Source organism: Aminobacter sp. MET-1, assembly GCF_026521175.1.
GTDB lineage: Bacteria > Pseudomonadota > Alphaproteobacteria > Rhizobiales > Rhizobiaceae > Aminobacter.
Window position 1 is genome coordinate 187,974 of the sequence record NZ_JAMSHL010000002.1, and the last position, 13,474, is coordinate 201,447.

14 protein-coding genes are annotated in these 13,474 nt (G+C 64.4%); 8 read left to right on the forward strand and 6 right to left on the reverse strand.

Going from position 1 to position 13,474, the window contains the following annotated elements; genetic code table 11:
• Position 1: 1 nt before the first annotated feature.
• The gene (locus NDO48_RS03535; RefSeq protein ID WP_416377180.1) at positions 2–970 is read right to left on the reverse strand and encodes a YeiH family protein; all 969 of its coding nucleotides are present in this window, start codon (positions 968–970) and stop codon (positions 2–4) included.
• A 419-nt stretch (positions 971–1,389) separates the two neighbouring features.
• On the opposite strand from NDO48_RS03535, the gene NDO48_RS03540 reads away from it, so the two are divergent.
• Positions 1,390–3,126 carry a hypothetical protein gene (locus NDO48_RS03540; RefSeq protein WP_018427528.1) on the forward strand — a complete coding sequence of 579 codons (1,737 nt, stop codon included), beginning with the start codon at positions 1,390–1,392 and terminating at the stop codon, positions 3,124–3,126.
• A gap of 60 nt (positions 3,127–3,186) precedes the next feature.
• On the opposite strand, the gene NDO48_RS03545 is transcribed toward NDO48_RS03540, so the two are convergent.
• Positions 3,187–3,609, reverse strand: a complete 423-nt coding sequence (locus tag NDO48_RS03545; protein ID WP_018427529.1) for a VOC family protein — start codon at positions 3,607–3,609, stop codon at positions 3,187–3,189.
• Between the two features lie 131 nt (positions 3,610–3,740).
• Here NDO48_RS03545 and NDO48_RS03550 point away from each other — a divergent pair, with 131 nt between their 5' ends.
• Positions 3,741–4,520 (forward strand): helix-turn-helix domain-containing protein, encoded by a 780-nt coding sequence (locus NDO48_RS03550; protein WP_018427530.1) that lies wholly within the window; start codon positions 3,741–3,743, stop codon positions 4,518–4,520.
• 21 nt (positions 4,521–4,541) lie between these two features.
• Here the strand turns inward: NDO48_RS03550 and NDO48_RS03555 are convergent, their stop codons facing one another.
• Positions 4,542–5,966, reverse strand: coding sequence for a coniferyl aldehyde dehydrogenase (locus NDO48_RS03555; protein WP_018427531.1), 1,425 nt, complete (start codon positions 5,964–5,966; stop codon positions 4,542–4,544).
• The gene (locus tag NDO48_RS03560; RefSeq protein ID WP_040456127.1) at positions 5,947–6,651 is read right to left on the reverse strand and encodes a lysoplasmalogenase; all 705 of its coding nucleotides are present in this window, start codon (positions 6,649–6,651) and stop codon (positions 5,947–5,949) included. The genes NDO48_RS03555 and NDO48_RS03560 overlap by 20 nt, the downstream gene beginning before the upstream one ends.
• 240 nt (positions 6,652–6,891) lie before the next feature.
• Between NDO48_RS03560 and minC the strand changes: the two genes are divergently transcribed.
• From minC to minE, 3 genes are read left to right on the forward strand one after another with little or no spacing between them, the layout of a single operon-like run.
• Positions 6,892–7,578: a septum site-determining protein MinC gene (gene minC, locus NDO48_RS03565; RefSeq protein ID WP_018427533.1), complete on the forward strand. Its 687-nt coding sequence runs from the start codon at positions 6,892–6,894 to the stop codon at positions 7,576–7,578.
• 17 nt (positions 7,579–7,595) lie between these two features.
• Entirely contained in the window at positions 7,596–8,411 is an 816-nt protein-coding gene (gene minD, locus NDO48_RS03570; protein WP_267320862.1) for a septum site-determining protein MinD, read from the forward strand.
• Positions 8,408–8,677: a cell division topological specificity factor MinE gene (gene minE, locus NDO48_RS03575; RefSeq protein ID WP_018427535.1), complete on the forward strand. Its 270-nt coding sequence runs from the start codon at positions 8,408–8,410 to the stop codon at positions 8,675–8,677. Before minD ends, minE begins: the two co-directional genes overlap by 4 nt.
• An 84-nt stretch (positions 8,678–8,761) precedes the next feature.
• Here the strand turns inward: minE and NDO48_RS03580 are convergent, their stop codons facing one another.
• The gene (locus NDO48_RS03580) at positions 8,762–9,460 is read right to left on the reverse strand and encodes a hemerythrin domain-containing protein (protein ID WP_018427536.1); all 699 of its coding nucleotides are present in this window, start codon (positions 9,458–9,460) and stop codon (positions 8,762–8,764) included.
• 138 nt (positions 9,461–9,598) lie between these two features.
• Here NDO48_RS03580 and NDO48_RS03585 point away from each other — a divergent pair, with 138 nt between their 5' ends.
• The 3 genes from NDO48_RS03585 (at position 9,599) to NDO48_RS03595 (ending at position 12,006) form a co-directional block, all read left to right on the forward strand.
• The gene (locus tag NDO48_RS03585; protein WP_018427537.1) at positions 9,599–10,066 is read left to right on the forward strand and encodes a hypothetical protein; all 468 of its coding nucleotides are present in this window, start codon (positions 9,599–9,601) and stop codon (positions 10,064–10,066) included.
• Positions 10,063–11,397 (forward strand): GAF domain-containing protein, encoded by a 1,335-nt coding sequence (locus NDO48_RS03590; RefSeq protein ID WP_018427538.1) that lies wholly within the window; start codon positions 10,063–10,065, stop codon positions 11,395–11,397. Before NDO48_RS03585 ends, NDO48_RS03590 begins: the two co-directional genes overlap by 4 nt.
• A gap of 159 nt (positions 11,398–11,556) precedes the next feature.
• Positions 11,557–12,006 (forward strand): hypothetical protein, encoded by a 450-nt coding sequence (locus tag NDO48_RS03595; RefSeq protein ID WP_018427539.1) that lies wholly within the window; start codon positions 11,557–11,559, stop codon positions 12,004–12,006.
• A 70-nt stretch (positions 12,007–12,076) separates the two neighbouring features.
• Here NDO48_RS03595 and NDO48_RS03600 read toward each other — a convergent pair whose 3' ends face one another.
• A complete protein-coding gene (locus tag NDO48_RS03600) occupies positions 12,077–13,474 on the reverse strand; it encodes an MATE family efflux transporter (RefSeq protein WP_267320863.1) in 1,398 nt (465 codons plus the stop codon).

Consider the following 13,474-nt stretch of genomic DNA (forward strand, 5'->3'; position numbering starts at 1 on the left):
GTCAGCCCAGTAGCTTGACCGCCATTAGACTGAAAGTCGCGATGAAAAGGAACGCGCCGAGGCCAAGAAAGAGTGGACGGATGCCCTTTGCCCGGAGCTTGCGGAAGTCGGTCTCCAGACCCATTGCGGCAAGCGCCATGGTGAGCAGGAAGGTGGTGAGGGTAACGATCGCGGCTTTCGCCTCCGGGGGGATGGTGACCACGCTGTTGAGCGCGACCATCGCGACGAAGCCGAGCACGAACCACGGCATCGGTGCACCGCCGGCCTGCTGGCCGCTGCCAGTGGTACGGGCACGCGCGGCGAGACCGAGTGTGATCACCATGGGCGCGAGCATCATGACGCGGGTGAGCTTCGCTACGGTGCCGAACTCGCCGGCCTGCTGGCCGCCCTGGAAGGCTGCGGCGACGACCTGGGCGATCTCGTGGATCGAGGCGCCGGTCCACAGGCCGTAGGCATGGGCGTCGAGGCCGAGGCCGGCTTGGAGCAGCGGGTAGCCGAACATGGCGATGGAGCCGAACACGGTGACGCAGGCGACCGCATAGGCGACGTCCTCGTCGGGCGCGCGGGTGACGGTGTTGGTGGCAATGACCGCCGATGCGCCGCAGATCGAGGTGCCGGCGGCGATCAACTCTGCCAATGGGCGCTCGACGCCGATCAGCCTGCCGAGCCACAGCGTAAAAGCGAAAGTGGAGACCAGCGTCGCGGCGATCAGGGCAACACCGCCGACGCCGACCTCGGCAACTTGGGCTGCGGTCAGTTGCAGGCCAAGAAGGATGATGGCGAAGCGCAGCACCTTGCGCATCGAAAAGGCGACGCCCGCCTTGGCACTGACCGGTGTGCCCACAAGATTGTGGAAGGCCATGCCGATGACGATGGCGAGGATCATCGGGCTAAAGGCAGTAAAGCCAGGCAAATGGCGCAATGCAAAGGCGAGGGCGGCTATGGTTGCGGTGAGGGCGAGGCCGGACAGAAGCCGGGCATGCTTGCTCCAGCCACCGGTGCGCATGGTGGCTTTTGCCGAGCCAATGGCGACGGCGTTGCTGGTTTCGTTCCTGGCGATGGCGTTCATGGCTTGGTCCCGTATTTCCGGGTGCAAGCTATGCGCCGGCTTTCAATCGATCCAACGCGTAATTTTGGATGGATTGTTCGATCAAGACGAATGATTTCGGGCGAGACTGGAATGCCTCGCGCGCGGCGGCGGTTTGTGCGCGTGAAGGCGAGGTACGCATGCTAAGTCATGGCGTATGCATGGCTATGCGAAACACTCATAGCTGCGTTCGCAAAATTCACTTTTCGGCCAAGCCGAACACTTCTCTTCTGGGGTTGCGATGCAGGCGGCGTCGCGCGGACTTCGGGATGGTCCGCTCATGACATCAGGAGGAGGACGTGATGGTGGCGAAACGGATTTTGCTCGGCTGTTCGATACTGGCGCTGGCGACGGGTGTGGCTGTAGCTGCCGACTGGGGCAGCAAGGTGCCGACCGAGATCAACATCACAGACCCCTATCTCAAGCAGTGGAACGCGCTGACCTACGACAAGGCGCCACCGGCGCTTGAGCCCGGCAAGGACTACGGCATGTCGGAGGACGGCACCTTCAGGGCGCCGCGCGCCACGCCGCTGGGCGGCAGCCCGGCATTCCCCGGACAGCTGGAGGCGTGGGACGACAAGACCTACAGCCAGAATGTCGAGGAGATAGCCTTCTACCCGCATATCAGCTCACCCTGGCATGCCTGGCCCGACGTCGCCGACTTCGACGGCAAGCGTTACATGTATGTGCACGACCGCGACTACATGCGCGTGCTCGACATCACCGACCCGGCCAAGGCCAAGGTCGTCTATTCCAAGGGCGGCGTGTGGGGACCGGAAGGCTCGAACGAGGACTGGGACGCCAAGACCGTCGAGGACTATTTCGGTGGCATCACCATTGCCTGGAGCGAGACGCTCAAGAAGAACGTCGTCGTCGCCTCCTATGAGATCGGTCGCTTCGGCATCCTCGACAACAAGCGCACCCAGCCCGACATCGTCGAGACGCTGCGCAAGTACAATTCGCTCAAGGGCTTCAAGGTCTATGAGATGAACGGGCCGACGCCCGACGACTGGAAGCTGATCGCAACGCGCACGACCGACAGGAAGAACCCCGATGCGCCCATCGGCCAGCAAGAGGGCTCGGGTTCGCTCGACGCGCCCGCCTGGTTCGGTGGCAAATACATGTATCTGTCGGCGGCGCCTGACGACACCTACGCGCTGACCGAATACCCCGATTATCTGCATTCGCCGGGCTATCAGGTTTGGGATATGTCGGATCCGGCCAATCCCGTCTTCGTCAGCCAGGTCACGGTTCCCGGCCAGGTGGTCGGCGACAAGGCGAGCGAGGACGCCTATCTGATGAACCCGCGGGCCGGCAACCGGACGTCATGGATGGGCTCGCGCATGCCGCCATTCCTGCCGACGCCGGTCGAAAAGGGCGGCAAGGTGGCCTTTGGCGCGATGGGCGGCCTCGGCCTCTACACCTTCGACCTCGCCAACCCCGACAAGCCGGAGATGAAGGGGCATGTGAGCATCGCGCCGAGCTTCGCCGGCACCGAATTCGACAATGTCGACACCAGCCAGTACGCCCGCACCGGCTATGTCTTCGCCAACGGTTATCCGATGAACTCGAACTGCTACGAGCCCTATAAGGACGTGCTGGTGATCGACGCCAAGGATGTGGCACAGCCGAAGGTGGTGGCAACATTCCCGCGGCCGACGCCGCCGAAGGAGGCGAAGTTTACCGACTATTGCCAGCGCAAGGGCAGCTTCGGGCCGAAGCGCTCGGGCACCACGCACCAGCCGGGCCATGGTCGCGACGGCGTAGTACCCTACGCCTTCTACAATGCCGGTCTGCAGATCTTCGACGTCAAGGATCCGGCACAGCCGAAGATCGCGGGCTACTTCGTGCCACGCTTCCCCACGACTTCAGAGATGCCCGACTACACCTTCGACAATGCCAGCTTCGCAGTCTTCACCGAATATGATCGCAACATCATCTGGCTGTTCTCGGTCGGTGGCGTGCATGCACTGAAGACGCCGCTGCTGGGTGAACCGAAAATGGGCTCCAGCGACCAGATCTGGCCGCCCCGGGGCTGACAGGACGACAGCGACAAACTTCGGACCGGCCTCGCGGCCGGTCCGTGTCATCTGGGGCAATCACTCCTTGGGCAGGAAAGCGGGATTGTAGACGATCTCCCAGAGATGGTCGTCGGGATCCTGGAAATAGCCGGCATAGCCGCCCCAGAAGGTCTTTTGCGCCGGCTTTACCAGCCGCGCGCCGGCGGCCAGTGCCTGCGCCATGACCGCGTCGACCTCGGCTTCACCGGCGACATTGTGGCCAAGTGTGAACTCGGTCGGGCTGCGATCTGATTTTGCGATGCCGGCGTCGTGGGCGATGTCGCCGCGCGGGAACAGCGCCAGCTTCATGCCACCTTCCAGATCGATGAAGACGACGGCGCCGTGCTCGAACTCTGTGCCGATGATGCCGTCGGTGGCGAGCCCGAGGCCGTCGCGATAGAAGGCGAGCGATGTGTCGAGGTCGTCGACGCCGAGGGTGATGACGCTTATTCTCGGTTTCATGATGTGCGGTCCTGTGTTGCGCGGCGGCGGATGTCCTTGTGCCGCAGTTACAGGGTTTTCGCATCAGCCTGCGTTGCCGGATTGAATATTCCGGCCAAAGTTACGGCAGGCAGGATTCGGGAGAAGACAGCTTGAGCGAGGCGGTGCCGGCACAGTCGGCGGGCGATTTCACCGAGATGCCGGTGGCATCGTATCTCGGCGACGTCTTCTCGGCGGTCTGGATGCACCGTCTGCCGGAAAAAAATAGCGTACCGCCGCTGGTCATTGTGCCTGACGGCACCATCGACCTGCAGTGGATCAATGGTGCGTTCCGTATCGCTGGCCCCGACAGGGAGCCGAAGACAGAGCATCTTCAAGACACGGGCATGGTCGTCGGGTTTCGTTTCCAGCCCGGCGCCGCTGCTGCCTGGCTGGGCATGCCCGCGACCGAGATCGCGGGCCAGCGGCTGGCACTGGATGACCTCTGGGGACGGAAGGCACGCCGCATGAATGGCGGGGTCGGATCGCCCGAAGCACTGGGGCTCGTTGCTTCGTTGCAGGCTGCGATTGCCCGCGCCATGCCTGAAACGCCTCTCACAGACCAGACCATGCGTGCCGCCTACAAGCTGATCGAGGCCGGTCCGCCCTCAGGCGCGCCGCTGATCCCGTGGCTCGGACGGGCGCTGGCAATGAGCGAACGCACCCTGCGCCGGCGCTTCGACGAGAGTTTCGGCTACGGCCCAAAGACGCTCGACCGCATCCTGCGCTACCAGCGTTATCTCGATCTGAAGCGCAGAAGCCATGGATCGCCCGCCATGCTGGCCGTTGAGGCCGGTTATGCCGACCAGGCGCATCTGGTTCGCGAAAGCCGCCGTCTCACATGCCGGACGCCGGCGGAGTTCGAGCGGCTGGTCGGCTTCGGTCGGTCGTAGCCGTCCGCAAGCCCAGTGGTCTCAGTGCAGCTTGGTCACGAGCCGCACCAGCCAGTCGGTAAGGCCCTTGTAGGGCGGGCGGATCAGGTCGCTGGCCGAGGGCTCGTATTTGCGCAGGACCGGCATTGCCTTGGAGAAGGTGAGGAAACCCTCGCGGCCGTGATAGTGCCCCATGCCCGAGGCGCCGACGCCGCCGAAGGGCAGGTCTGCGCAGGCGAACTGGTAGAGCGTGTCGTTGATGCAGACGCCGCCGGCGACGATGCGCGACAACATGATCTCGATCTCGGCCCTGTCGTCGCCGAAGCCGTAGAGCGCCAACGGGCGGTCACGCTCCACGACATAGGCGATAGCCTCGTCGAGCGAGCCGCAGCCGATGATGGGCAGGATCGGCCCGAATATCTCGTCGCGCATGACGGCGCTGTCGGGCGTGGGATCGAGCACTGCTGTCGGGACCATCAGGCGCTCGCGAGCTGGCGGCAGCGAAGTGGCGTCGACAAGCGGGGTCAGTTCGAAGCCCTGCACCGCGGCGTCGTCGAGCAGGCCGTTCAGGCGGGCGAACTGGCTGTCGTTGACGATGGAGGTGTAGTCGTCGAAGCCCTTCCGGTCGTTGTAGCGGGCACTGACTTCCTGCTTGATGAGGCGGAGGAGCTCGTCGCGCTTTTCTCTTGATACCAGCACATAGTCGGGGGCGATGCAGGTCTGGCCGGCATTGAAGAATTTGCCCGTGGCGATGCGACGGGCGGCACGTTCGAGATTGGCCGAGGGGGCGACGATGGCCGGCGACTTGCCGCCGAGCTCGAGCGTCACGGGTGTCAGGTTGCGGGCAGCGGCAGCCATCACCTTACGGCCGACCGCGGTGGAGCCGGTGAAGAACAGATGGTCGAAGGGCAGTTCGGAAAAGGCCGCCGACAGCTCGGCGCCCCCCAGCGCCACCGCCACGCGGGATGAAGGGAAGACGTCTGCCAGCAGCGACTGCAGGAAGGTCGTTGTGCGCGGCGTGTGCTCCGACGGCTTGAGGAAGACGTGGTTGCCGGCGGCGATGGCCGCGACCAGCGGCGCGAGCGAAAGGTTCACCGGATAGTTCCACGGCGCGATGATGCCGACGACGCCGAGCGGTACGTGGCGGATTTCGGCGCTTGCAGGCAAAAGCTTCCAGCCGGCCGAGCGGCGCTCGGGCCGCATCCAGGATTTCAGCTTGCGCAGCGTGTGCTTGATTTCCGACAGAACGACGCTGCCTTCGCCCAGCAGGCTTTCGTGCCGGGAGCGATGGCCGAAATCGGCGCTGATGGCCTCGGCCATCTCGTTCAGGCGCCGGCTGAAGGCGCTCTGCAGGCGCTTGAGGTCCTGGACGCGCTGGGCATATGTCGGCCGCGTCTCGAGCCAGGTGGCACGCAGCGCATCGAAGGTTGCCCTGAGCTCGGGCTGGCTATCGTTTTGCTTCAGCATCGTTTTCCGTCGACCGGGCGAAGAGATACTGCGCGGCATAATAGGTGCCGAGCACCCAGATGGCATTGTAGGGAATGTTCCAGCGGAAGCGGCCATAGGCAAGCATGGTGTCGCTGACCATGAAGAACAGGCCGCCGATCGCCGCATGGCGAGCCGCCCGCTGCGCTTGCGTGCCGGCGAGTTGGCGATGGCGCGACAGCGCCTGGGCGGCCATGGTGGTGAGCACCAGCGCATAGATCACCACAGGCATCCGCATGGGCGAGGGCAGGTGCGACCACAGTCCGGCGAAGACGGCCACCGCGACGACCGCGAAGAGCGCGAAGATCGCGACGTTGCCGCCGAACCTCGCATCGCGGGTCAGCGCCCAGATATAGGCGCAGTGGGCGAGCAGGAAGCCGACGAGGCCGGCAAGGAAATAGTCGCCCGGCAGCATGAGGAAGAAATCGCCCGCCGCGCCAAAGGCAAGGCCGATGGCGATCGGCACGCCATAGGCGCGCGAACTCATGCCACGGAGCACGGCGACAAGCAGAAGCAGCGTCGCGGTCGGCTTGGTCAGGTAATGCAGCCAGCGCCAGGGCGAGGTGTTGTCGGGCGCGACCAGGCTGCCGATGATGGCCAGAACCGCGGAGATGGCGAACAGCCAGTAGATTGCCGTGTTGCTGCGTCTGGAAGTCACTGTATCCACGCCGCGCGCTCCCCTCGTGCTGCCGATGACAGGATAAGCCAATGTTTTCGGCGGTTTGTCCAGTTACCTGTACGTAAGGTGCGGGAATGTGGCCAAGGGCCGGGGTCATCGGGCCGTTGCGCAAATGCGATACGCTCGGCGCATTACGCGCTGTAAGGCGAATTGCAGTTTACGTTTCGTTCACCATCGCCTACACCGCGACCCTTCTTGAAGCCCCGCCAGTGATTTGCACCGCCCCAAATGCAGAACAAATCCATCCGCTTTCGCGCCCGTTCCTTCGTTGCCTTCGCGCTCGTGCCCGAAGCGCCGCTCGACGAATGGCTGCAGGATCTCGACCGCTGGATCCAGAATTCTCCCGGCTTTTTCAAGGGCCGGCCCGTCGTTCTCGACCTCAATGCCCTGAAGCCTGCGAAGGACGAGATCGCTGCCCTTGTGGCGCAACTCGCCGACCGCGGCATCCGCACCTACGCCATCGAAGGCAAGCGAATCGATTCGCTTGGGCATGACCTGCCGCCGCTGCTGGTCGGCGCCAAGGAGACCTTCATCGAGGAGGAGCAGGCCCAGGAGGCAGCACCCGTCGAGCCGGAGCCGCAGGCGTCGACCACGCTGATCGTCGACCAGCCGATCCGCTCGGGACAGTCGATCGTGCATCCGCAAGGCGATGTCATCGTGATGGGCTCGGCCAGCTTTGGCTCCGAAATCCTCGCCGGCGGCTCGATCCACGTCTACGGCACGCTGCGCGGTCGCGCCTTTGCCGGCGCCTGGGGCAACCGCAACGCGCGCATCTTCTGCCGCAGGAACGAGGCTGAACTTCTGGCGGTGGACGGCTGGTACCGCACCGCCGAGGACATGGAGCCGTCGATGCGCGGCAAGGCGATCCAGGCCCATCTGGACGACAATGCCATTTTGGTCGCGCCCCTCAACTGATGAACGGAGACAATAGCATGGGCAAGGTAGTGGTCGTCACATCTGGCAAGGGCGGGGTCGGCAAGACGACCTCGACGGCTGCCCTGGGCGCCGTTCTGGCCCAGTCCGGCAAGAAGGTGGTGTTGATCGACTTCGACGTCGGCCTGCGCAATCTCGATCTGGTGATGGGCGCCGAGCGCCGCGTGGTGTTCGACCTCGTCAACGTCACCCAGGGCCAGGCCAAGCTGTCTCAGGCGCTGATCCGCGACAAGCGCGTCGAAACGCTGTTCCTGCTGCCGGCCTCGCAGACGCGCGACAAGGACGCGCTGACCGAGGAAGGCGTGGCCAGCGTGATCGCGACGCTGCGCGAAAAGTTCGACTATGTGTTGTGCGACAGCCCGGCAGGCATCGAGCGCGGTGCCCAGCTTGCCATGCGCTTCGCCGACGAGGCCGTCATCGTCACCAATCCCGAGGTGAGCTCGGTCCGCGACTCCGACCGCATCATCGGCCTGCTCGATTCCAAGACGCTGAAGGCCGAAAAGGGTGAGAGCGTTACCAAGCACGTGCTGGTCACCCGCTATGACGCCGGCCGTGCGGCGCGTGGCGAGATGCTGAGCATCGCCGATGTGCTGGAAATCCTGTCGGTGCCACTGCTGGGCATCATCCCCGAGAGCCAGGGCGTGCTGCGCGCCTCCAATGTAGGCTCGCCGGTGACGCTCAACGAGCCGACCAACGCGGCTGCCCGCGCCTATGCCGACGCTGCCAAGCGCCTCCAGGGCGAGGATGTGCCAATGGTCACACCGGTGGAGAAGAAAGGTCTCCTTAACCGTCTTCTGGGAAGGAGAGTGGCATGAAACTACTCGAATTCTTCAAGCGTGGCGGCAGTGCACCGGTGGCGCGTGAGCGCCTTCAGGTGCTGCTCGCCTATGAACGCAACAACCGCAACCAGCCCGATCTCGTTGCCGTGCTGCGCGAAGAGATCATTGCCGTGATCGCCAAGCACGTCCAGGTCAGCCAGGACGACGTCAAGATCACCATGGATCGGGGTGCGACCACCTCGACGCTGGAAATCGACATCCACATTCCGAATTCCGGAATCAAGGCGGCGGCCGCGCTCTAGCTTGCCGCCTGGACAACACGAGCGGCAGCGCCCCAATACGCTGCCGCTCGCCGCAAGGCGGGGCTAAGACCGCCCGGCGGCCTCTCAGGCGGTCAGTTCGAGCCGCCTGGCGAGATCGGCGAATTCGGGCGCCGAAAGCTTCGGCCGCGCGGCAAACTCGATCACTGCATCAAAAGCTTCCTTCGGCGCCTGCTGCCTCATTCCGGCGAGCATCGCCGCGCGCTCGTCTGGGCGCACCGCCGGGATCATGATCTGCATGAACGCCATCGATTTCTCCGGTGGCAGCGAACCGACGATGCGCGTCTCGATCTCCATCAGTTCGGCGTCGCTGAACAAGGCGAGCAGTTGGGGGGCTGCCACCGTTTCCTCCTCGAACATGTGCTCGAGGTCGTGCGCAACATAGGCGGTGAAGGCAAGATAGAGGCGCCGCCCCAGCGCCTGCCGCTCGTTTGCCGGTGCCTTTTCGATTGTGGTGGCGAGCGCCTCCAGCTCGGCAAAGGTCTTGCGGTGGTCGTCGTGCTGGTCGTCGAGCCGCTCGACGGAGATCGCACCGCGCTCCTTCAGCGCATTGTGGATGTGGCGGTCCTCGTGCTGGACGTGGGAGGCTGCCAGCATCAGCAGGCCCCTGAGGTCCGACAGCAATGCGGTTTGGGGTGAGCTGAAATCGGCGCTGCCGAGGCGTCCGAGCAGGTCGCATTGCGCCCGGCGCAGGCCTTTGTGGATGGGGCCGTAGATGTCGTAGCGGCCTTGGAGATCGGGAATGGCGGCGAGGCTTTCGGTCATGATCTTGCTCCGTGAGCGGGTTGCGATGTGTCGCCATCTACGACTGTCGCGTGTGCTGCGCTCCCTAAAAGCTTCCTAAGCACCTCCTGTCGTTCCTAATATTTTGCTATCGGTGCTCGAACGATCCCGGAGGGTGTGATGATCGGCGCGGATGTGGCTGCGTTCATCGAAGGTCCGCTTATGATCCTTGCGTCGACGCGCGACAGCGCCGGCCGCGCCTATATTGCGCGCGGGTCCGGCGTTCGTTTCGATCGGGCGACGGGACGCTTCGACGTGTTGGTCAATGCCAGCCTGTGGCCGGAGGTGGTGGCCCATGCCGTGCAGGGCGAGCCGGTTGCGGTCACCCTGGTACGCCCGAACGACTATCGCGCCTACCAGGTCAAGGGCTGGATCAAAGACGTGGCGGCCGTGTCGGAGGACGAGCAGGCACGGGGCCGGGCTTATGTCGAACGCATGCTGGAGGTGATGGGCGAACTCGGCGTCAACAGGGTTCAGCTGTCACACACGCTGACCGACTGGGACCTTGTCTGCATCAGCTTCGTTCCCACCGATCTTTTCGTGCAGACGCCAGGGCCGGGTGCCGGCGCGCGGCTGGTGCAGTCATGATCCGACTTTGGGGCATCCGCGACGCCTTCGAAGGCGTCATCCCGTCGGTCGTGGCCACCACCGATGCCAGGGGCATGCCCAACATCTCCTATTTGTCGCATGTGCATTATGTCGACGAGCGCCATGTGGCGCTCTCCAACCAGTTCTTTTCCAAGACATCGGAGAATGTCCGCCACAGCGGCATGGCAACCGTGATGGTGGTCGATGGCCGCACCGGGCAGCAGCATATTCTCCACCTGCGTTTCACCAATGCGGTCGGCGAAGGCGAGTTGTTCGACCGGGTCGCTGCTCATCTCACCGTTACCAGCGCCCAGCAGGGCATGGGCGAGATCATGAAGCTGCGCAGCCTGGACATCTATGAGGTCGAGGATTGTCGGCCGGTCTTCGGGCCTGCAGTGCCTGGCGCCAAGGAAGCCGGCCAGCCACAGCACCACCACCTCGCTGCCGCGGCACGCATCTGCAACGTGATTTCGGCACAGGTCGACACCGAGCTGATGCTCGACTGCGCGTTGGCAGAACTGCAGGGACTGCTTGGCTATGGCAACGCCATGGTGCTGGTGCCCGACGGCGAGGGCGCACGGCTCAGCACCATCGCCAGCCGCGGCTACTCGACATTCGGCTTCGGCTCCGAAGTGGCGGTGGGCGAAGGCACGGCGGGGCTCGCCGCGTCGAGCCGGCGGCCGCTGCGCATCAGCGACTTCAGACGTGGCCAGCGTTATGCCTCGGCCGTGCGCGAGGCCGCAGGCAGCGAGGTTGTGTCGCCGATCCCGTTTCCGGCGCTGGCCGAGCCGCGCAGCCAGCTTGCTGTGCCGATGCTGGTGCGGGGCCGGCTTATGGGCGTGCTCTTCGTCGAATCCGAAAGAAGCTATGCCTTCGATCACAATGACGAGGAGGCACTGTCGCTGGTGGCAAACCAGCTCGCCACGAGCTTGCTGCTTGCCGAACAGGAGCGTCCCGAAAGCACGGCTGAACCTCAGATCAGCGGTCGCTCGTCCCGGGCTGCGGCGGACCGGCCGGTGCATGTACGCTATTTTCCGCGCGACGGCGGTGTCTTCTTCGACGGCGAATACATCATCCGCGGGCTGTCAGGACGGCTGCTGCATCATTTCATTTCTGCATTCCTCGCCACCGGTCAGGCGGACTTCTTCAACCGCGCGCTTCGCCGTGAGCCATCGCTGCAGCTGCCCGATTTCAAGGACAATCTCGAAACCCGGCTCATCCTGCTGCGCCGGCGGTTGGAGGAACGGGGCGGGCCGATCCAGATCGTGCGGCCGGTGCGCGGACAGGTGCGGCTGGAATGCGCGGGGCGTTGCGAAATCGAGGTGGGGTGAACGGCGCCGACGCGGCCACCTCCGGCTTGTTCCTTTCTGGCATAGGCAGTTCCGTAGCGTCCAAGACTGTGGCTTCGATCCCAGCGTAAAGATGAGGGCTGGCGGCCGATCGTCTGCCACGGCGCCGACCGTTTTTCGGTTCTCCCGGGAGGTTGGCGAATGGCCGGCAGCACACCGACAAGAGGCGAGGGCTGGTCGATCGGCCGGTTCGGACTGGGCATCGCAGCATCTTTCATATTGAGCGCCTGCACCACGCCTACCAAGTCGAGCTTCGAAGGCCCCGCCTTCTCCGACGACACACGCAGGCTGGAAAAGCAGATGATGGGGGAAGCGGCTGCGCTGGGAACTGCGCAAGGGGTCGCTGGTGCTGCGGCCTCGATGATACCGATGGGCGCAGGCAGCCTCGTCACCACGACCGCTGGCAGGGCCGCGCGCGATGCCATGATCATTCGTCATGACAAGCTGATGCGCGAACAGGTCGAGCGCGACAACGCCGAGTTCTACAAGCGCTACGGCATCACCGATGCGGACGCTGGGCCAGCCGTGGCAGACCAGAGCGCAGGCGGCCCGAGGCGGTGCCCCCGGCGCGGTATGATCAGGCGCTGCTGAGTTGCGGCACAGAGGTAGCCAGGCCCCTAGCCGGTCGCGAACGGCCGCTTAGAGTGGGCAAGCGGTTAGGTCAGTCCGCCGTCGCCTTTTTCCGCGTCAACCTTTCAAAGCTGCCCAGGATCAGGATGGCCGTTGCAGCGAGACCGACGCACAGGCCCCACCAAACGCCGGTGGGACCCATTGCCTGGCCGAGCGACCATGCTGCCGGTAATCCGATTACCCAGTAGCCGAGCAATGTCAGCCCAAGCGTCAGTCGCGCGCACCCGAGGCCGCGCATGAGCCCGACGCCAATGTTCTGAGAGCAATCGAACAGCTGCAGGACTGCGGCGATGACGAGCAGATGCATCGCAATATTTGTCGTTGCTACACCGTGCAGGCCACCGCCGGCGGAAAACAGGGCAAGGATCGCCTCAGGCGCCAGCAGGTAGACAGCGCCGATCAGCGCCATCGTCGCCAGTCCCAGGCTTACGCCTATCGCGCCGTAGCGGCGGCGCAGGTCATGTCGTCCCGCACCTTGGGCCTCGCTGATCGCCACCGACGTTCCATGCGACAGGCCGATCGCCAGCATGAACGCGATGTAGATGACCTGGTTGACGATGTTATGTGCCGCAAGTGCCGCTTCGCCGAAGGTGCCCATGAACAGCGCGATGGCGACCGTGAAGCCGGCCTCGGAGCCATAGGCGGCGGCAGTCGGCAGTCCGAGCAAAAGGGTGCGCCGCCAGGCATGGCGGTCGAAGCCGAAGAATGCCCGGACAAAGCCATAGGAACGATAGGCGGGTGCACGAAGGATATGGGCGAAAAGGACCGCAAAGCTGACGAGATGCACGATGGCTGCCGTCAGCGCTATTCCGGCCGCTCCCAATTGCGGCAGGCCGAAGGTGCCGGTCGCCAGCCCAAATGCCAGCGCAGCGTTGACGGCGATCGACAGGACGGTGATCGCAAGGACCGGTCCAGGGCGTCGCAATCCGACCGTGAAGCTGCGCAGCGCGTTGAACCACAGGCAGGGCAGGATGCCGAGGCAAGTCGCCAGCAGGTAGATCTGCGCGCTTCGGGCGATGTCGGGCGACTGGCCGAAGAAGACGAGGACCGGTTCGACCTGGGTCATGGCAGCAATCGCGAGCAGGCCGGCGACTGTCGATATCTGCAGGCTGGATGCGGTGTAGCGTGCGATCCTGTCTGTACTGCCGCCGCCGCGCAATTCTTCGGCCACCAGATTGGCAGTGCCGACGGCCAAGCCGACGCCCATCGTGCGCAGCAGGTTGAACAGTCCAATCGCCAGCCCACCAGCGGCGAGTTGGGCCGGCCCGAGCAGGCCCAGGATGACGATCGACGTCGTCGAGATCGCGACCTGGGCAAGCTGTGTGAGGGCCAATGGCACCGCCAGTTCGAGTATGTGGCGGAAATCGCGTACAATCGCAGGCAGGCCCGAAGGCCTGCCTGCGCCAACACCGAGGGAACGCTCGTTCAC